Origin of the sequence: Pseudomonas sp. NLJ1, assembly GCF_049486705.1 — a bacterium.
Taxonomy (GTDB): Bacteria; Pseudomonadota; Gammaproteobacteria; order Pseudomonadales; family Pseudomonadaceae; genus Aquipseudomonas; species Aquipseudomonas inefficax.
In genome coordinates, this window is record NZ_CP137735.1 from 4,833,993 (window position 1) to 4,854,339 (window position 20,347).

The 20,347-nt window shown below is 61.3% G+C and carries 10 protein-coding genes; 7 read left to right on the forward strand and 3 right to left on the reverse strand.

Features of this window, described 5'->3' with window-relative positions; all coding sequences use genetic code 11:
• Nucleotides 1-83: 83 nt before the first annotated feature.
• The 3 genes from R9B85_RS21890 to R9B85_RS21900 all read right to left on the reverse strand — a co-directional run bounded on the left by R9B85_RS21890 (nt 84) and on the right by R9B85_RS21900 (nt 5,147).
• Nucleotides 84-551: a hypothetical protein gene (locus tag R9B85_RS21890; protein ID WP_146742839.1), complete on the reverse strand. Its 468-nt coding sequence runs from the start codon at nt 549-551 to the stop codon at nt 84-86.
• Nucleotides 548-2,452, reverse strand: a complete 1,905-nt coding sequence (locus R9B85_RS21895; protein WP_423770551.1) for an RHS repeat-associated core domain-containing protein — start codon at nt 2,450-2,452, stop codon at nt 548-550. Before R9B85_RS21895 ends, R9B85_RS21890 begins: the two co-directional genes overlap by 4 nt.
• Before the next feature lie 130 nt (nt 2,453-2,582).
• Nucleotides 2,583-5,147, reverse strand: coding sequence for a DUF6531 domain-containing protein (locus tag R9B85_RS21900; RefSeq protein ID WP_423770552.1), 2,565 nt, complete (start codon nt 5,145-5,147; stop codon nt 2,583-2,585).
• 494 nt (nt 5,148-5,641) lie between these two features.
• Between R9B85_RS21900 and R9B85_RS21905 the strand changes: the two genes are divergently transcribed.
• From R9B85_RS21905 to R9B85_RS21935, 7 genes are all read left to right on the forward strand, one after another.
• On the forward strand, nt 5,642-8,002 hold the full coding sequence (locus R9B85_RS21905) for a DNA polymerase II (RefSeq protein ID WP_112252380.1): 2,361 nt from the start codon (nt 5,642-5,644) through the stop codon (nt 8,000-8,002).
• Between the two features lie 78 nt (nt 8,003-8,080).
• Nucleotides 8,081-12,556: an NEL-type E3 ubiquitin ligase domain-containing protein gene (locus tag R9B85_RS21910; RefSeq protein ID WP_423770553.1), complete on the forward strand. Its 4,476-nt coding sequence runs from the start codon at nt 8,081-8,083 to the stop codon at nt 12,554-12,556.
• 203 nt (nt 12,557-12,759) lie between these two features.
• Nucleotides 12,760-17,259, forward strand: a complete 4,500-nt coding sequence (locus R9B85_RS21915) for an NEL-type E3 ubiquitin ligase domain-containing protein (RefSeq protein ID WP_423770554.1) — start codon at nt 12,760-12,762, stop codon at nt 17,257-17,259.
• A 197-nt stretch (nt 17,260-17,456) separates the two neighbouring features.
• Complete coding sequence (locus R9B85_RS21920; RefSeq protein ID WP_112252383.1) at nt 17,457-18,011, forward strand: DUF4174 domain-containing protein; 555 nt, start codon at nt 17,457-17,459, stop codon at nt 18,009-18,011.
• Nucleotides 18,012-18,174: 163 nt separating this feature from the next.
• Nucleotides 18,175-18,666 carry an EF-hand domain-containing protein gene (locus tag R9B85_RS21925; RefSeq protein ID WP_112252384.1) on the forward strand — a complete coding sequence of 164 codons (492 nt, stop codon included), beginning with the start codon at nt 18,175-18,177 and terminating at the stop codon, nt 18,664-18,666.
• Nucleotides 18,667-18,742: 76 nt separating this feature from the next.
• Nucleotides 18,743-19,591, forward strand: coding sequence for a DUF692 domain-containing protein (locus R9B85_RS21930; RefSeq protein WP_112252385.1), 849 nt, complete (start codon nt 18,743-18,745; stop codon nt 19,589-19,591).
• Nucleotides 19,584-20,282 carry a DNA-binding domain-containing protein gene (locus R9B85_RS21935; protein WP_423770555.1) on the forward strand — a complete coding sequence of 233 codons (699 nt, stop codon included), beginning with the start codon at nt 19,584-19,586 and terminating at the stop codon, nt 20,280-20,282. The genes R9B85_RS21930 and R9B85_RS21935 overlap by 8 nt, the downstream gene beginning before the upstream one ends.
• Nucleotides 20,283-20,347 lie beyond the last annotated feature (65 nt).

Here is a 20,347-nt window from a genome sequence, read left to right on the forward strand (position 1 = left end):
TACCGCCGCCTCCGCTTGTTTTTCGCACTTTAGCGATGGACGCTGCCGTCTGGTGTTAGTTCCTGAGATGTCATGGTTCTGGGTCACTTGCTGTCATGGATATTAATTAGCTTGAATTTCTCTGAAAGCTCAAGAATTCTCTCGATGAGTGCCTCGCTATTTAGTTTGATAAGCGGCGGGAGTTCGTCGAATTTTCCAAACACATTGGCTGGAATAAGCTGTCCCTTTGATACAACTAGGCGAATGTCGGGCCTGATCTCAGATACCTGCTTCCTTGGGGGTGGCCATGCTGAGTCTTCGTTTGGGAATGGAATATTTACGACTCTTGGCCATTCACCGCTCTCCATGGGCTTTCGTATGGTCAGGACATCTTGGTAAGATGTTAGATCAGCAAAGTCTGAAGCGTTTAATAATATTTCTCTAGAGATTATGGGGAGAATTGCTATGTCGGGGTCTTGATATGCCCGGATATAGCCGTAAAGCGGCTCTCGTGTTGACAGTGGAACCGCGAATACGTCTCCGGTAATAATTCTAATTTTTTTCGATTTCATTTTGATAGGTGCCTTTCTGCACATTCTATATAGGTCGGTTTGTTTTTATTTCGATTCCCAATAGGGTTATTCTGTTTGGTCGCTCTGTCTCCGAGTTGAACCTTTTCCATGTGCTCAATGCCCCTTACCGCTGCATATGAGTCTGTAGTGTGTATGATAGTGACAGAACTTAGGTCAATTTTGCGGTGATGGCCACCGCTGAAACGTCTACTGAGAACGCTTGTTGGTACCCCGTAGCCTGAGGCTTTTCCTGTATAAATTAATGGATTTCCGTCTGCATCGGTATGTTTTGGGTCTGGAGCTTGATATACGATGTGAGTCTTGCCGTCATCGGCGCAGGGGTCAATCTCTATTGGGCAGCAAGAGGATACGGCTTTCTTCTTAAGCCCGTATGGGTCAATCCACTGGACTGGATTGACTGCAAAGATGAAGATGTTTAACCCGCCGGAGAAACCAATTGGATCTCTGCCTACAAAGCGGCCAATACTCGGGTCGTAATATCGATATCGGTTGTAGTGGAGCTTGGTTTCGATGTCGAAATACTGACCTTGGAAGCGGATATTGGTGTATCCATTCTCTGGCGGGTCGATACTGATCTGATCTGCTGTGGATCCCCAGGCTTTGTAGCTTCCCTTCCAAAATACCTGGCCGCTGGCGCCGGTAGTTTCCATTGGAGTGCCGAGCTGATCACACTGGTACCAGCCAAGAGTGTCAAACGGCTTCGGCGTTGGTTTTTCCTGCCATACCGGATCCCGGTTGATGTTATAGGGGAAATCATAGCTCGGCTGATGCAGCATCTCCTCAATATGATTCATCACTCCCTGTGCCACAGGAACGAAGGTCCCCGGTTCAAACACATAGTGCGTGGTCTTTCCCTTACCATCCCGACCGCGCTGCTCGAACGCCAGCGTATCGCCGTCCCAGATGAACAGCGTCAGATCACAGCCCAGCTTGTCATCCAGCGCTCGCCGCGCATTCTCGTTCCAGACCGGCCCTGCTTGTAACCGTTTGCGGTACTTCGAGCGCGAGTCCTTGTACACCCGGCGGCCTAACGCGTCATACCCGAACTCGACAACCAGCCGCTCATCCTCGTAGCGCCGCAGCCGGTCATACAGGTCCCAGGTAAACTTGCCTGTCTTGCCGTTCTCAATCCGCTCCTGCAGGTTGCCGCGCTCGTCGTACCGATACTGCGTGCCGCAGTAGCTGCGCAGCACGTTGTCCATCAACTTGTGCGGCGAGTGCGGATTAGGATTGGGTGGTGCCTCGGGGTCCAGCAGGTTGCTCGCCGGGTCGAAGGCGAAGGTTTCCTTCTCGTAATTGCGGCTGGCTTCAAGCAAACGGCCAACCGGGTCGTAGCGATAGTGCAGGTCGCCACGGTTCAGGTCGTCGATGTGGCACAGCTGGCCGGCTTCGTCGTAGCGGTAGCTGCGCGCCGCGATACGTCTGGATTCACCTTGGCGAACCAGTGTCTGCTCCAGCAACTGGCCATTCGGGCTCCAGGTCTGGCGCTGGACCAGGCCATTGCCTTGCACGCGGCCGATCTCCCGGTGCAGATCATCTCGCTCGTAGCTGATCAGCTCCTGGTCATCGAGCTTGAGCGCCAGAAGATGGCCGCTGCCGTAGGTCAGCCAACTGACCCGATGCCCATCGGGGCGGGTGGTGGCGATGCGTTGGTTGAGGGCGTCGTACTCATGCCTAAACACGGCAACCTGTGGCTTGACCAGATAATCCAGCCACTGATGCTCGCGCGTGTTGTTGCCGGCAGCATCGTAGAACCATTGCAGCCTGCAGGCCTCATTGTTGGCCGCCAGCAGGTTGCCATTGCCGTCATAGGCAAAGGTTTCAACCTCCCACTTGTCACCGCCACGCCGAGCGGCCTTGCGCTGGATGAGCCGGCCCATGGGGTCGTATTCGAAGTGCGTGGTCCGGTCGCCATCCACGCGGCGGGTGGGCAGGTTGCTGCCGTTGTCGTAGAGGTAGTGAGTGGTCTCTTTGTCGAAGCCGGTTTCCTTGAGCAGCCGCCCGACGGGGTCATATTTGAAGCTGGCTTCGCTGTTGTTCTCGTTGCGCAGGCGTACCAGCTGGCCGAGCTTGTTCCAGTGGTAGGTGAGGGGTGGTGTCGTTGGCGTTGTGGCGCTGGTGAATCAACCCTGCTTCGTTGTAGGTCCAGGCGGTTCGGCGATACAGGGCATCGGTATGGCTGAGCAAGCGGCCTTCGGCATCACGTTCGAAGCGTTCGGTGGTCTTGTCCGGGTGGATGAGCAACACCAGCTGACCTGCTTCGTATTGGTATTCGGTAACCTCGCCGGCGGCGTTGATCAGTTTGGCCAGTTGCCCCAACGCGTTGTATTTCCACTGCGTGGTCTTGCCTGAGCAATCGGTGTAGCTCGTCAGCTGGCCATCAGGGTTATAGGCCAACGTCTTCTCACCGCCGTTGGCGTCGGTGATGGCGATGGGCAGGTTGTCGCTGTTGTAGGTATAGAGGGTCTTGTTCTCCAGTGGGTCCTGGGTTTCGATGATGTTGCCGCGCTGGTCGTAATCGTACTTCCACAGGCCGCCCTCGGCATCGCGGGTCTTGAAGCGCTGGTCCAGGTCGTCGTAGGCGTGGTGGACGGTCGTGTAGTCCGGGCGTGTGTGCTGCAGCAGATTGCCGCGATTGTCATAGACGTAGTGATCAGCGGTGCCATCAGTATGCACATGCTGGGTAACGTTCTTGTCCCTGTCACGGTACAGCCATTCTTCGTCACCATTCGGGTGGATGATGCGGTAGGTGTAACCCAAGCTGTCATAGAAGTGCTGGGTCTGGTTGCCGTTGGCATCGGTCACGCGGGTCAGGCGAATATCTGGGTCCCAGTTCAATCGGGTATCCAGGCTGCCGTCGTCGGCCCACTCGCGGATGGCCTTGGCGTCGGAGCCTTCGCCGACCCATTCAAGGTTCATGCCCCGGCCCGTACGGTCGGTGTAGCGGGTGATCAGGTGATGGGCGTACTGGTAGGTCCATTGCGCGCCATGTTCGTCACGCGCACTGCGCAGGTCGCCCTGGGCATCGAATTCATAGCCAGCGACTTGACGCTCTGGCTGGCCATCACGCATCAACCACAGGGCGACGATCCGGCCGTGATCGTCCAGTTGCGTGTGGATGTGCTGATGGGCGGTTTCGTACTGGTAGGTCACCAGGTCGGACAGCACAGAACGGTCGGCATGGCGGTGCTCATAGAACAGTGCGATGCGTGCACCGCCCTGATGCGAGATCAGCTCCAGCCGGAACTGGTCACCGTCGCGCACGTACACCTCATGCATCACATGCCCGCGCGCCAGCACCAGCTTGTCAGCCTCTGGTCGTCCGACCCACAGGTTTTCGATCGGGTCGTGGTGATGCTTGCTGACATCAGGCAAGGGGTAGTGCTGGCTACGGCCATCGATGCCGTGGTAGACGAGCGTGTCCCCGGTCAGGTCGAAGCGGCTGGAGAACGGCGTGATCCAGCGGGCGCCGAACGGGCTATGGTCGTAGGCGCCTAGAGTCGAGCGATAGGTTCTGTTCCAGTTGATGGGAAACACGCCGGGTAGCGCGAAGTCCGTGTGGCTGATCGTTTCGCTGCCCAGGGCAAAACTGATGCTGCATCCTGTGCCGCCGGCGACCCCGGCTTTGCGGCAGTTGGGGTCGGCACGGGCAGGGCGTTGCCGCGCGGCTGCTTCGGTGCCGTTCTGTGGGTGAACGCGCCGCACTTGGGTGACCCTGCCGTCGACATTCACGTTGGCCCGCATCACTACAGGCTTGCGCTTGCTCAGGGCCAGCTTCAACGCATCCAGGATCGCCGCCAGGCTGCCTGGGGTGGCCTTGTTGCCGATCTGGGCGATCTTGTTACCTGCCATTCGGCCGAGGCTTTCCAGGCTGAGCGCAATGGGTTCGAGCAGTGCCAGCAGTTTTGGGGCCGGCCCCAGGCCAAGCTGGTCTCTGCTCAAGCCGTAGCCGGTTTTGCGTTTGGCGTAATCGGAGGCTTCGGCAACCAGGCGTAACCCCGGGAAGATAACGGTCAGGGCAGTGCTTTTGACGGTGCCGTCTGCGGCCGAGCGGATAAGGTCTGCGAAGAACTGGCAGATATCCACGACCTTCTGCGCAAAGCCGGCCAGGATGGTTTGTAACTGCCGGTCGATTTCCTTGACGAAGTTTTCCAGGTCGCCCCGGCAGACGTCGGCGAGGGCGTTTTCCATCGCGATCAGCAGGGCTTGGGCCATGCCGTCCTTGGAGGAAGCCCTCGCGGACTTCAACACCGGCCGCATCACTTTGCGAGCGGGACCCATGCCGGGTATCGGTGCAATGGCGAACAGGTTGATGCCAAGGCCAACCCAGTTGAACAGGTCGGCCCGGTATTCCGGAGTGCCCTGGACAAGGCTGATGATGTCCCCGATGGCGTCGGTGGCGGCGAATACCGAACCGGCGACGGGCATTACCTCCGCGACGGTGATGACGGTGCGCCAGTTGACCAGATGGCCGGTGAGGTCAGTCAGCCATTGCGCCAGCAATTCGGTGCTGGCGCCGACATCGTCCTGGTCGAAGGTCTCGGTGGGGGCGACGACGCCGGAGCATTTATCCATGGTGGGTACCCCAGGTGACGGGATGAATCATCCAGGCTGGAGTGAGGGTATTTGGGGTAACGCGTAGAGTGTGTTGTGCGCTCATTAGTGTTCCTGCTGTTCATTCCATCGGGCAGGTGAACGCCGGCATGCAGCCTCCTGGCGCATGCGGGCACGTGTGGTGAATTGCACGGGGTGCAAGCACCGGACACTAACGAGGCAAGGGTTCCGGGTCGCTAGTCCGGCTTCCGAAAAATGTGTAGGAAAGTTCGACTCGTGGCGTTACAGGGTGTTGGGGATGTAATAAGTGGTCACAGGCAGGCCTTTGAACCGAGCGACGTGATGGATGGCACCGGCTGCGCCGGTGTTCGCGGGTGAACCCGCTCCCACATCGACCGTATCGGTTTCAAGGTTTTAGGTAAGGCAGTCGCTCTTCATGCATGGCGCATGCCCAGCGCAAACAGCCGCCATGGAGGTAGAATCCCCCCTGGACAAACGATTCAGAGGTCGACGCGGTGGAGTTGCAGCAGGGCTTTGTCCTGACCCGACATTGGCATGACACGCCCGAAGGCACCTGCGTGGAATTCTGGCTGGCCACCGACCAGGGGCCACGACAACTGCGCCTGGCGCCACAGGTATCGGTGGCATTCATCCCCCAGGCGCAGAAAGCACATGCGCGGGTGCTGCTGGCCAACGAAGCCGGTGTCGAGTTGCGGCCGCTGCAGCTGAAGGACTTTGACCAGCGCCCGGTGCTGGGCCTGTACTGCCGCCAGCACCGGCAACTGATGCAGTTGGAGCAACGCCTGCGCACGGCCGGTATCGAGGTGTTCGAAGCCGATATTCGCCCGCCAGAGCGCTACCTGATGGAGCGCTTCATCACCGCCCCGGTGCAGTTCACCGGCCAACCGGATGCCCAAGGCGTGTTCTGCGATGCCCAGCTCAAGCCCCTGCCGGGTTATCGCCCGCCGCTGCGCCTGGTGTCGCTGGACATCGAGACCAGCGAGCGGGGCGAGCTGTACAGCATTGCCCTGGAAGGCTGTGGCCAGCGCCAGGTGTACATGCTCGGGCCGGCCAACGGCACGGCTGATGACCTCGACTTCGACCTGCACTACTGCGCCGACCGCGCCGACATACTGGCCTGCCTCAACCAGTGGATGGCCGAGCACGACCCGGATGCAATCATCGGCTGGAACCTGATCCAGTTCGACCTGCGCCTGCTGCATGAGCACGCCAAGCTGCTGCAGGTACCGCTGGCATTGGGGCGCAACGGCGCGCCGATGACCTTGCGCAGCCATGCCGGTGGTGGCCACGTGTTCGCTGATGCCCCGGGGCGGCTGCTGATCGACGGCATCGAGGCGCTGCGCTCGGCGACCTGGAGCTTCCCGTCGTTCAGCCTTGAAAGTGTCGCCCAGACCTTGCTCGGTGAAGGCAAGGCCATCGACACGCCGTACCAGCGCATGGATGAAATCAACCGCCGCTTCGCCGAGGACAAGCCGGCTTTGGCGCGCTACAACCTCAAGGATTGCGAGCTGGTGACGCGCATCTTCGCCCACACCCGCCTGCTCGAATTCCTGCTGGAGCGGTCTTCGGTCACCGGCCTTGCGGTGGACCGCAGCGGTGGTTCGGTGGCCGCGTTCTGCCACTTGTACATCCCGCAGATGCACCGCCTGGGCTTCGTCGCCCCCAACCTCGGCAGCCGCCCCGACGAGGCCAGCCCCGGTGGCTTCGTCATGGATTCACGCCCGGGCCTGTACGACTCGGTGCTGGTGCTGGACTACAAGAGCCTGTACCCGTCGATCATACGTACCTTCCTGATCGACCCGGTGGGGCTGGTCGAAGGCTTGCGCCTGCCCGACGATGAACACTCGGTGGAAGGCTTCCGGGGTGGGCGTTTTTCCCGTAGCGAGCATTGCCTGCCGGCCATCGTCGAGCGGGTATGGCAGGGCCGGGAAGCGGCCAAGCGCGAGGGCAACGCGCCGCTGTCGCAGGCGCTGAAGATCATCATGAATGCCTTCTACGGAGTGTTGGGTTCGAGCGGCTGCCGCTTCTTCGACCCGCGCCTGGCTTCGTCGATCACCATGCGCGGCCACCAGATCATGCGCCAGACCCGTGCACTGATCGAAGCCAGGGGCTACGAGGTGATCTACGGCGATACCGACTCCACCTTCGTCTGGCTCAAGGGCGCCCACGGCGAGGAGGCTGCAGCACGCATTGGCCGCGAGCTGGTGGCGCAAGTCAATCAGTGGTGGCGCGAACACCTGCGCGAGCAGATGAACCTGGAAAGCGCGCTGGAGCTGCAGTTCGAGGTGCATTACCGGCGCTTCCTGATGCCAACCATCCGCGGTACGGACGAAGGCAGCAAGAAGCGCTATGCCGGGCTGGTGCAGCGGGCCGATGGCAGCGAGCAGATGGTCTACAAGGGCCTGGAGTCGGTGCGTACCGACTGGTCGCCGCTGGCCCGGCAGTTCCAGCAAGCGCTGTACGCGCGGATCTTCCGTGGTGAGCCGTACCGCGACTACGTGCGTGACTACGTGCGGCAGACGCTGGCCGGTGAACTGGACGCGTTGCTGGTGTACCGCAAGCGCCTGCGCCGGCCGCTGGCCGACTATCAACGCAACGTGCCCCCCCATGTGCGCGCTGCGCGCCTGGCAGATGACTACAACAGCCGCCTGGGCCGGCCAAAGCAGTACCAGCGTGGCGGCTGGATCAGCTACCTGATGACCACCGCGGGGCCCGAGCCGCTGGAGAACCCACAGGCGCCCATCGATTACGATCATTACCTGAGCCGCCAGCTGCAGCCGGTGGCCGATGCCATCCTGCCGTTCGTGGGGGATGATTTCGCTGCGCTGACCGATCGCCAGCTCCTGTTGTTCTGACGCGGTGGTACCTGGCTAACACTCGCTGGCCAGTGGCAGCTACTAGTTTCGCACCTCCTTTTACCCTGGAGGCGCGACATGCAGAACCGTCTGAATCCGACCCGAGCATTACCCACCACCCTGGACCTGGAGCGAGGCTTTCAGGACGGCATCCTTGCCCGCCGCTTGCCGGCCTGGCTGAGCGGGGTGCGCCTGGCAAGCCCCGACAGGGCGTCGCAGTCGCATTTTTCGGTCACAGCAGAACAACTGACGACGCTGCTGCAGGCCCTGCAAGACAGTTTCGACTGCCGCCAGCGCCTGCAGCGCCAACTGGCGCCGCTGCAAGGCATTCACGCGTTCTGCAAACCGCTGCTGCAGCGGGCGTTGCAGGAGAAACTGCATTCCCTGCACGACCCGGATACGTTGTTCTACCGCCACACCTACTTCACCGTTTCGCCTGATCCCGAACTGGCCACAGGCCACTTGGCGCAACAGGAAGAGAATCACTACGACATCGCACTTGTCGACGCTGCACTGGCCAATTTCACCGAGGATGAAGCGAGACCGGGCAACCTGCCGCGTAGCGACTGCCTGGTGGATGCGGCGGGTTTGATGGTGCCGGGGGTGAGCGCGCCGGCGTTGGCCAAGATGTGCCGCCAACTGGACCTGGGGGGGCGTTACCAAGAGCACCTGGATACCGTTCTGTACCCGCCCGCCAAGGGGGCCGAGGGCCTGCAAGCCACGCTCAAGGCGCAGCTGGTGTCGAACATGCAGGTAGATGCCTTCAAGGCAATGACCGAGGCGGCCCTGACCCTTGCAGAACTGGCTCTGATCCTGGGGTTGTGCAACAGCGGCGCACCTGGCAGGTTCGAGGGCGACCCAGTCGCCGCCAGGCGTCTGCAAGCCTTTGGGTGCACGCTGGAGCAGGTCATCGTGCTGCATGTCACCCGCACGACACTGGGTTTTACCAGCACCAGACGCGTGCTGGTGTACCTGCCCGGCGACCCGGTCAGCCCCTGGTGTGCCGCGCCAGATCTCGACACGTTTATTCGCAGGACCTTGGGCAAACGCCTTGCCGACCCTCAGTACCAGCGTTTCTTCAGGCGTTTCGTGCGCCTGCGGGATCAGGCCGGTTTTTTTACCCGGGTTACCGACGAACTTGCGGATGTGACCGAAGCAGTTTCGCGGGATATGGAGCAGCACCTGGCTGATTGTAATTTGCCCTTGTTCGACCATCAGGCACAGGCGCGTATCGATGTGATCAAGGATGACGCGGCGTTCATCGCGGTACCGGTGCGCATGATCGACAGCGGCGTTCAACAGGCACAGCGTGAACGTCTGGTGGCCAGTGCCTGGGCTGGGGCAGGGGTAGTGGGGGTGTTCGTGCCGGCCATTGGTGCGGTGATGGTGGCTGCCATGGCTTGGGACATGCTCAAAAACGCATTCCATGCAGTGGAAAGCTGGCGAGAGGACGATACCCGTGCTGCGGTCGAGCACCTGTTGAACATCGCCAGGACGCTCATCACGGTGGGTATCACCTCCGTGCTGGCCGGCGCGGTGATGCGTAAGACCGACCTGGTCGAGCAACTGGTCACGGCGCGGCTCGAGGATGGCAGCGAAAAGCTCTGGCGCTTCGACCTGGCCCCTTTTCGCACCGAGCCGCCAGCGCTGCAAGCTCAGCCCGATGACGAGGGTGTGTATCGCCTGGGTGAGCGTCGCTGGGTGAACATCCAGGGCTACTTCTACGAAGTGGTACAAGGCGACGACGATCAATGGCGCATGCTGCCCAGGCAAGGGCACGGGCCCCAGTTGCGCCACAACGGCGCCGGTGCCTGGCGGGTATGGTGCGAGCAGCCGGTGGAGTGGGATGACACGCACGCCATGTTCCGGCGGCTGGGCGGTGAGTTTCAGCAACTGGAAGGCGACCAGATCGATCACGTGCTGGCCATTCATGGGATGGAACCGGACGACTTGCGCGGCTTGCATGTCTGCGGGCAGGCGGCGGATGCCTGCCTGGTGGACACCGTCAGCCGGGTCAGGCTGGCGAATCGCATCAAGGTATTGGTCAGCCAGCTGCGCGCAGGCGGGGCGGTGACCGATACGGCACTGCTTGCCCGGGCACAGCGCTGGCAGGATACAGAGGGTGTGGCGAATGACGAGCTGGCCGATTACCTGTGGAACCGTCGCCGTTCGTTGCTGGGGCAGTTGTACTACGAACAGTACCCGGTGACCGGCGATACGCAGGCGTTACAGCGCGATTTTGCCAGCCTGCACCGGCTGGCAGCGGAACACCTGCTGGCTACGGCAAGCCCGGACGACCTGTGGATCTCGGCTGCGGCACTAGTCAAACGTATTCGCTGCATACGTGTACACGAAGCCTTGGTGTTCGATACGCCGCAAACCCTGGACCTTGCGCGCTTCGCCCTGGGCATGCTAGACCGCATGCCTGGCGTGGACATCGGTCCGCACTGGCAATTGTTCGACGGTGACGCCGGTACGCCACTGCTCGGCACCCATGGGGGCGGGCGGCAGTTGCAGCTCAGGTTCCGGGACGGCCTGTTCCATCTCAGCGATGACCAGGGGCCGTTGGGCGCAGCGGGGGAGTTGTTCCAGCAGATAGCCAGCGGCTATACCCGTGAGCAGCGCGCGGCACTGGCCATTGGCAAACCGTTCGCCTTGCAGCTACGCAGCGAGCTGGCGCGGCGGGTGGCGCAACAGCGGGAAGTGATCGCCGAAGTGCTAGGCATCAGGCCCTCGAACGGCGCTGTGTTCTTGCCGCAACGCCTGGCCAACGGCCGCATCGGCTACCCGTTGAGTGGCTGGCGCCAGTGCCTGGGCCTGGACCGGGCTGTGGTCAGGAACCTGGCCGCCGAGCTGCGTGACCTCTACCCGGGCTTCGACGATGACGAAGTCGAGCACTGGCTGGAACGGTTGCGGGCGTCGCAACGTGACCCCGCCACGGAGCTGGCCGAGTTGAAACAACAGCTGGGCACGTTGCGTCAGACCCTGAAGGGCTGGCAGGTGGGTACGGTCAAAGCCTGGGCCTGGAAGGCGCGTCGCGAGTTCGCTCGAGGCCTCGTTGACTGTTGGCGCTACCTGGTGCCCAGACAGCTGGGGGCTGTCGAGGCAGACCGGGGCTATTTGCTGAGTTGCTACAGCAGTGACCTGGATGCGCTTCCGGCTATCCCGGCGACGGTCAGCTTCGCGCATGTGTCGGACCTGGCATTACGGTCACTGCAGATAAACACCGTGCCGGATACGTTTCTGCACGCCTTCTCCACGTTGAGAACGCTGAATATCACCAATTGCCGACTGCGTACGCTGGCGTTGACCCAGGCCATGGCTGAGCGCCTGCAGGTGCTGGACCTGTCGAACAACCAGATCGGGCCCGAGGGCGGCATGCCGGCCCTGCTGCAGGCCTGTCGCTCGCTGGTTTACCTCAACCTGTCCCACAACCCGTTGCGCACTGCGCTGTCAGTGGCAGGCCTGCCCCGGCTCAATGCCCTGATGCTGCGGGGGACGCAGTTGACACAGATGCCTGCCGGGGTCGTGGAAGCGCCGCACCTTCATACGTTGGACGTGAGCCACAATGCGATCCGCACCTTGCCCTACGGGTTCTATCGCTCGTACTTGTGGCACGCGGGGCGGGTCCGGCTGGCGGGCAACCCGTTGCTGCTTGACCAAGATAGCTGGAATGAGGTGCTCGAAGACCAGGTGCCGACGATGCTGCGCTGGGTCGACCTGGTGTCCCCCGCTAAACGAGATCGCATGGCCGATATCTGGGGCAAGCTCAATGGCCAGGAGGCGTCGAGAGACTTCTTTCACCTGCTGCAGCGCTTGACCAGTTCGGCCGATTTCCAGCAGGAATTCCTGGCCCGCTACCTGGCACTCAGGGTGCTGCGCATGCTGGTGTCCATGAGCGAACAACCACTGTTGCGCACGGAACTGTACGCGCATGCGCTGACCGAGCACTGCCAGGACAATGCAACATTGCGCTTCAGCGACCTGGAAGTACGTGTGCGCAAATGGAAAGCACTACACGGCAGCGTGGGCGAAGACCCGGAGCGGGCGCTGTTGCATCTGGGCGGGCAATGCTGGCGACTGGATACCCTCGACCAGGTAGGCGGCCTGCACGCCGTGCGTGCCGGCCGGCCTGATGAGTCACTGGAGTTCGCACTGGCCTACCGGCTGGCGCTGGCCGACGACCTGGACCTGCCTGTCGAGCACGACGAAATGCTCAACCCCGGCGTTGCCAACCTGTCGCGGCAGGATATCGACGCCGCCGCGCAGCTGGTGCGGGTTGCCCAGTCCAGGGACGCGCTGGTCGATTATCTATCGACCACACCGTTCTGGAAGGAGCACCTGGCACGCGCCTTCGCTACGCGCCTGAGTACGCCGCACTTCTTTCATGCCGAACTGGAAGGGCTGGTCGAGCGCGACGCAGCGCAAGCGGACATCGACCGGCTTCAGGATCGCGTGCAACAGTGGGAACTCAATGTGACCAAGCAACTGACACGGGAGGCAATGGGCCGCCACCTGGCGGTTGTGATGATACCGGTGGCTGCGCCCAGGTAGCATTACCTGACCTGACCTGACCTGACCTGACCTGGCAGCTGCAGCCGGTGGCCGATGGCATCCTGCCGTTCGTTGGCGACAGTTTCGAAGGGGTGACCGGCCAGCAGCTGGCGCTGTTCTGAAGGGGTGGTAGCTATCTAGCTAATCGCTTGCCGAGCCTGCGTCTAATGTCGGGCCTTTGGATCAGCCCGAGGCGCAACAACGTGACTACACCCCGCCAGGAACTACCGCCAACTGCCGATACGCTGGCCATGGAGCAGGCTTATCAGGACAGCCTCATCGTCAAGCGGCTGCCCAGATGGATTCTCCGGCTGCGTATCGTATCGCCGACCGAGCAGAACATACCGGTCAACGGTTTGTATGAATCACAGCATGCTGCATTGCGCGATGCGTTGAAAGACAGCCTGGCCTGTCGACAGTGGCTGGCAAAGGAGCTTGCGCGAATCGAGGGTATCGACCATTTCGTCAAGCCGTTGCTTCAACGTGCCATGCAAAAAGAATTCGGCATCCGGGAAAATGTAGATGGCATGTTTTTCAGGCGTTGGTACACCTACACAGCTCCAAGCCAGGGCACTGTGTGGGGGCGCTACCCGGTAGCGGACAAGGACTATTTCGAAGTGCCGTTGATCGAGGCGGCACTGGACAACTTCACGCCCGGCGAGGGGCGAAACGAACAGCACAAGGACAACTGCATCGTCGACAGCCTGTCGCAACGGCTCACCTCACCAACCGCACCTGCCTTCGCACGCGTGTGCCGTCAGCTGGATCTGGGCAGGCGCTATCAAGAGCATCTGGACACCGTGCTCAAAGCACCGAGCACCCAGGCGCGCGGCTGGCGCAGCATGGCTTCGACGCTTGCCCAACTGTACAGCTCGGTCATGTTGATCGATGCGTGCAAGGCCAAAAGCGATGGAATACTGAGTGCCGCCGAACTGGACCTGGTGCTGGACCTGTGCAAGAACGGACGGCTCGGCACGTTCTACGAATCGAAAGTGGTGGCCCGGCAACTCAAGGCGTTCGGCTGTGATTTGCAACAGATCGTGATACTGGAGGTACTTCACGAAGGTTGGCTGTTCAACGCCAGCCGCAAAGTCATTGTCTACATTCCTGATGACCCCAATGGCCCCTGGAGCGTAAGCCCCGATCTGGAAAGCTTCACCCGCAAGGTACTGGGCAAGCGTCTGCGGGATACGCGCTATCAGTCGTTCTTCAGGCGTTTTGTACGACGACGTGACAGCCAGCAGTTCTTCTGCAAGGTTGCCAAGGAACTGGTGGACGTTGCCGATTGGGCAACTCGGGAAATGGACCAGCACATGCAGGACTACCCGCTGCCTTTGTTCGAGCACCTTGCCTCCGCGCGCATTGCTCACATCAAGGATGATGCCGCGCTTATAGCCACGCCCGTGTCAGACCTGGATCGCCAGGCCCAGGAAGCACATCAGCAAAGGTTGGCTGCCGAGGGATGGACATTGGCCATGGTGGCGGGCGTGTTCGTCCCCGCACTCAATACACTGCTGCTGGCGGTAATGATCTGGGACCTGCTGGGCGAGCTGTTCCAGGCGGTGGAAGACTGGCGCGAGGGTGATACCAATGCAGCAATGGACCATTTGCTCAGCGTAACCAAAGACCTGGCCGTGGTTGGTGCCACCGCTGTGATATGGCGGGAAGCTAGTCGGGCCTGGGCCAAATTGGACCGGTGGTTGCCAGCGCGCCTGGAAAACGGGACCCAGAAACTCTGGAATGGAGACCTGCTACCGTTCCGTAGCGCTGCTCCTCCCGCTGGGGCGGTGGCCGACGCCATGGGCATCTACCGTGCACAAGACAGAAGCTGGATGCTCATGGACGGCCGTTACTACGAAATCGTCCAGCGCGCAGATGAAGAGTGGCAACTGGCGCCACGAGGTGGCCATGGACCTTTGTTGCGTCATAATGGCGCCGGTGCCTGGCGGCTTTGGACCGAGCAACCTGCCAGCTGGACAGACAAGCACTGGATGTTCCGCCGCCTGGGTGAGCGTTTCGCTCGCCTGGATGATGAGCAGATTGACCAGGCCATGGCCCTCCATGCCCTGGATACAGATCATCTTCGGGCGTTGCATGTGTACGGCCGGCCGCCTGAGGCCGAGCTGGTCGATACCGTAGAGCGGCTGCTGATCGACCGCCGGCTGCGGGCCCTGCTGAACGAACTGCAGCTTGGGCGAGTGCCAGAGGACGCGCTGTTGCTGGCGGAGGCGCGCGCCTTGTCGGGTGTCACCGAGCTCGACGGGCCAGCATTGGCAGCGCAGGTCTCGACAAGGCGGCGCCAGCTGTTTCAACTGGTGTATGACGGGCAGCAGGAGCCAGACGATGCGGCGGTGGCTACGTTGCGCAGGGCATTCCCGAGCCTGCATCGCCGAGCGGCGCGCGAGCTTGTGGATGGGCTCTCGGCAGAAGGTGCAGAGTTTCAGGAACTGGTCAGCGGCACGGTGCCGTTTCGCCTGGTCGAAAGGGCCAGGCTAAGCGTACTGCGCATACGTGTTGCGCGCGCCTGCGAGGCGCTGTTCATCGATACGCCCCAGACCTTGGACCAGGCCAAGGTCGCACTGACTCTGCTGGAGACTCTGGATGTCGGTAGGGTCAGACCGAGCTGGCGGCTGTACGACGGCGATAGCCCGCGGCCGATAATGACTACCGCTGGCGACAGGCAGAACTACAGGTTGGTGCATTACAACGGGCGGTTCGAACTTGAGGACGCGCTAGGCCTCGAGCTGCGCGGCCCCGGCGAGCTGTTCGAGACCTTGGCGGATGCGTTTGCCCCGGCTGATCATGCGGCACTCGGTATCGATGAGCCCTACGGCCCGGGCTTGAGAGCAGTGTTGGCCCGGCAAATGCCCGGGAACAGCAAGGTTATCGCTCAGGTGTTGGGCAAAAGCCCTCGACAGCCATGGTTGCTGACGCCAATGCGCCTGGAGGATGGCAGGGTCGGCTACCCGCTGGGTGGCGGCCTGGGGCGCGTTGCCCGGCCTGCATCTCGACCCCGGGCGTTTGAGGCGCGTCTGCGTGATCTTTACCCAGCGTACAGTGATGAGCAGATCGAAGCCTGGCTGACCACGTTGCACGCTTCGGGGCGCGATACCGACACTGAGCTCGGTATGCTCGAAGAGCAGGCGCGCCGATTGAACGAGCACCTGAAAGACTGGACGCTGAAAGGGGTGCTGGCCGGTGAGCGAACCGAGCGCAAGCGGTTTCGCAAAGCAATCATGCAATGCTGGCGGGAACGGGTGCCCGATCAGGTTACCCCTGAGAATCAACGGCTGTCTGTAACTTGGCACTACAGCGGGCATGACCTGCGCTCATTGCCTGAATTGGGGCCACATTTCACCTTCCCGCATGTTACCGAACTTTCCCTGCGCAGCCTGCTGCTGGAGGAGGTGCCGGAGCGATTCCTGCTTTCATTCCCCAATCTGACGTCTCTGGAACTGAGCTACAACCGGTTGCGACGGCTGCCAGGCAGTCTGACGTTGCTTAATGAACTGCACATACTCGATTTGTCCGGCAATCGCATTTCGCTGGATTTGCCTCAAGCTCAAGTGCTGTCGCTCTGCCGACGGTTACGTTACCTGAATCTTTCGGACAACCGATTGAGCATGACCTTTTCGGTGGCTCAGATGGACCAGTTGGCCGAGCTGCGCTTGCGCAATACAGGGTTGGCATTACTGCCCGAGGGCATCATGGAGTGTGAGAGGCTGTACATGCTCGACGCTTCCAGCAACGTCATCACCTCGTTGCCCCCTGACTTCACCCAGTCCCGGTTGTGGCAGACCGGCTACGTGGCGCTGTCAGACAATCCCGTGTCGGTGCACCAGACTGAAGCGGTGCAGGAGGCCTGGGAAATTCCGGAGACTAGTTCAGTCCCTTACAAGCTGCGTTGGTTGGACCGGCTGGACGGTGAAAAGCGCCAAGATCTGGGTAGCCTGTGGGTCAGCATCGAGCAGATGGATGGGGTGACGAACTTCTTGCAGCTGCTGGCACAGCTCACGCGCTCGAAAGACTTCCTTCATCCTCGATATGGGGAAATGCTGGCTTCACGCGTTTTGGCCTTGATGGAAAAGCTCCTTGATTCACAAGCACTGGCCAATGAAATCTTCGCCAATGCATTGATCGAGAACTGCGCCGACAACGCTACGGTGGTCTTCCAGCAGCTTGAAATCCGCTGTCTTGTGTGGGCTGCCGAGCAGGCTGCCCCTTCTGGTCGCAAGGAGCGAGCATTGGTGAAACTGGCACGGCAGTTGTGGAGGCAAAAGGAGGTTGACTTCATCGCCTTTCGCGACGCTGAGGCCGTAGGTGCGGGCAATGAGTCGATTGAATGGGCGCTGGCCTATTCGATCCGCTTGCGCGAGGACCTGGACCTGCCTGACAACGCGCGGAGCATGCTCCACGCGGGGATCCCGCGCCTTAACGACGTGTCGGTGGCGCGCGTGAGTGATGAGATAAGGCGTAACGAGACAGAGGAAACGGTCGCAGCGTGGATGCTCCAGCAACCGTTCTGGAGAAGTTTTCTCGAGAAACGTTACGTATACGAACTGGAAGTGCCGCCAAGGTTTCAGAGCCAGTTGGCAGAGGATGCCAGCGCCGAGGACACCGACAGGTTGATGGCGGAAAGCAGGCAGTGGACCGAGGAGACCGAGCTTCAATTGACCATCAAGGCTCTGCAACGGCCGGCATGACAAGGGCGCGTTGGACTATGCTCAAGCTACAAGTGACAGAGGTACTTTTTCGGCTCGGGAAGGGGAATGATCTCACTTGGTAACCGCCGGTTACTGTTCATTGAACATGGAGGCCTCTGGGTGGTTTACGCTCGCTCGTCGGATCTTTCGCTCTGATCTGTAGTCTTCTGGTTTATCGAGAGAATAAGGAGATACGCATGCTCGTCCGGTCATTGACCCTCGCCACCTTGCTCGCGCTTGTCGGCCCTGTGTTTGCCGCCGACAGTGACGCGCCGCTGGCCAAGGAACTGGGCAAGGCCAGGCCCTTGGTTGTCATTGCGCCCAGCAGCGCCGACCCGACGTTGCGGGGGTTGAACGAGGCCCTCAAGGACCCGGCCACCCAGGCCGCCTTCAAAGAGCGCAATCTGGTGCTCTACAGCGTTGCCAACATGATGGGCAAGCGTGAGGACAAGAACCTCGAGCAGCAGACCACCATGGCCCTGATCCGCGAGTTGAAGCTGGGTGCCAGCAAAGGCACCAAGGTGATCCTGGTGGGCAAGGACGGCGAGCGGCACATGCTCAAGGACGACGAGGAGGGCGGAGCCATCGATCCGCAGGTGATCTTGAAGGCGGTCGATGAACTGCCTGCCAGCGAAAAGGCCGTGACGGCACCCGAGCCTGTGGCTGCCGCGGTACCGGAAGCAAAAGCCAAGGACAGCAAGCCTGCCAAACCCGCCAAGCCGGCCGCGCCACCCAAGCCGCTGGAAGACTGACCCGGCACAACGGCCCCAACGCACCTTGGGGCCGCTGTGTATCCCTCTGTATCTGCCCACGCCGCAGACCCATTCCCATACAAAACTGCATCCCGCGCGATACATCCACGACATACCGCAACGGCCTAATGGCTCCACATTCCAACCACAGTGGAGCGACACCATGACTCAAGTACGAAACACTCTCGGCCTGCTCGGCGCAGCCCTGATCGGCAGCATGGCATTGAGCAGCAGCGCCTTCGCCGTCGAGCCGTTGGCCCAGGGTTACCAGCTGGCTTCGGCCAAGGTGGCCGGCGAGGGCAAGTGTGGTGAGGGCAAATGTGGTGGCAGCGCCAAGGCCTCCCAAGGCGAAGGCAAATGCGGTGAGGGCAAATGCGGCGCCAGCGCCAAGGCCGGTACCGAAGGCAAGTGTGGCGAGGGCAAGTGTGGTGATGCCTCGTTCGCCAAGACCGACAGCAACCACGACGGCAAGGTCTCGCGCGACGAGTTCCTGGCGGTGGCCAAGGACCGTGCCGGCGACTTCGACAAGATCGACAGCAACCATGATGGCTTCATCTCCGAACAGGAGGCCGCGGATCACCTCAAGGCGATCTACCAGGCCAATGGCAAGGCCATGCCCGAAGGCTTGTTCAGCCACCTGACTGGCAAGTCCTGACCTTCTACCCCATGAACCGCGCAACGCCCCTCCTGCTGGTCAGGCGGGGCGTTGTGCCTGTTGCGGAGAGCTGTTCATGCACCCCACATCTTTATCCTCTGTTCCCTTACAGGCAGGGCTTGGCCTGCGCCGTGGCCTGTTGCCGGAACTGCTGGCCCTGGAACCTGGCACCGTGGACTTTCTCGAATGCGCACCGGAAAACTGGATTGCCGTGGGTGGTGCCTATGGCAAGGGCCTGCCGCAGTTGGCCGAGCGTTTTGCCATTACCTGCCACGGGCTGTCGTTGTCGCTGGGTGGCAGCGAGCCGCTGGACCGCCATTTCCTTGGCCAGACCCGCCAGTTTCTCGATCGCCACCAGGTGCGTCTGTACAGCGAGCACCTGAGCTATTGCAGCGATGACGGGCACCTGTACGACCTGATGCCCATTCCATTCACCGACGAAGCGGTGCGCCATGTAGCCGCGCGGATTCGCCAGGCCCAGGAATACCTGGAGCGGCGTATTGCCGTGGAAAACATCAGCTACTACGCCGCGCCGTACCAGGCGATGAGCGAACTCGAGTTCATCCGTGCGGTACTCGATGAGGCCGATTGCGACCTGCTGCTGGACGTCAACAACGTCTTCGTCAATGCCTGCAACCACGGTTACGACGCCCGCGAATTCCTTGCCGGCTTGCCGCTGTCGCGGGTGACCGGCATGCACGTGGCTGGCCATTACGATGAAGCGCCGGACCTCAAGGTAGACACCCACGGGGCTGCGGTGAAGGAAGATGTGTGGGCGTTGTACGCGGTCGCCTGTGCGCGCTTCGGTGTGCAACCGACCGTGCTCGAACGTGATTTCAACTACCCGCCGCTGGCCGAACTGCTTGCCGAAACGGCGCGCATTCGTGCAGTGCAAAGAACCTCGGGAGGGCAGGCAAATGAATGAGACCTTGCGAGAGCAGCAGTACACCTTGGCCCGGTACCTGCGTGACCCGCAGCGGCATGCACCGCCGCCGGGCGTGGAGGCCCGCCGCCTGAAGATATACCGCGAATTGTTCTATGGTGCTATCGAAGGTTTGCTGGCCGGCAGTTTTCCGGTGATGCGCCAGGCATTGGGCGAGCAGCGCTGGCATGCCCGAGTGCGGGATTTCTATGCCAACTATCGCAGCCAGACACCGTTGTTTACCGAGATTGCCCAAGCGTTCGTCGATTACCTGCAAGGTATCGAACTGGATGCGCCCTGGCAGCTGGAGCTGGCGCACTATGAGTGGGTCGAGGCGCAGTTGTATCTGAGCGATGCCGAAGACCTGGCCCATGACCCGGCAGGCGACCTGCTGGAAGGGGAGCCGCTGTTGTCGTGCGTGGCGCGGGTGTTGGCCTATCGTTGGCCGGTGGAACGTATCGGGGCGGATTACCAGCCAGCGGTCGCGCCAGCGGCGCCGACCTTGTTGCTGGTTTATCGCGATGGGCAGTTGAAGGTGCGCTTCGCGCGCCTGGCGCCGCTGGCGTACCGGTTGCTGGCACTGGAGCAGGGCAGTGGGCGGGCGCGGTTGGAGGCGCTGGGAGGTGGTGTGGAAGAGGGGTTGGCGTTGCTGGAGGGATTGCGCGAGCAGGGGGTTATCGTCGGTACATGTTGAGTGCGGCACGGGGGGCGCCTTGCGCCCCTATCGCGACACAAGGCCGCTCCTACAGAGGTACGCGA

Coding starts and splice junctions, on each gene's coding strand:
- R9B85_RS21925 (WP_112252384.1), top strand. CDS start 18,175: ATGACTCAAGTACGAAACACTCTCGGCCTGCTCGGCGCAGCCCTGATC.
- R9B85_RS21910 (WP_423770553.1), top strand. CDS start 8,081: ATGCAGAACCGTCTGAATCCGACCCGAGCATTACCCACCACCCTGGAC.
- R9B85_RS21930 (WP_112252385.1), top strand. CDS start 18,743: ATGCACCCCACATCTTTATCCTCTGTTCCCTTACAGGCAGGGCTTGGC.
- R9B85_RS21895 (WP_423770551.1), bottom strand. CDS start 2,452: ATGGGCCGGCTCATCCAGCGCAAGGCCGCTCGGCGTGGCGGTGACAAG.
- R9B85_RS21890 (WP_146742839.1), bottom strand. CDS start 551: ATGAAATCGAAAAAAATTAGAATTATTACCGGAGACGTATTCGCGGTT.
- R9B85_RS21920 (WP_112252383.1), top strand. CDS start 17,457: ATGCTCGTCCGGTCATTGACCCTCGCCACCTTGCTCGCGCTTGTCGGC.
- R9B85_RS21900 (WP_423770552.1), bottom strand. CDS start 5,147: ATGGATAAATGCTCCGGCGTCGTCGCCCCCACCGAGACCTTCGACCAG.
- R9B85_RS21935 (WP_423770555.1), top strand. CDS start 19,584: ATGAATGAGACCTTGCGAGAGCAGCAGTACACCTTGGCCCGGTACCTG.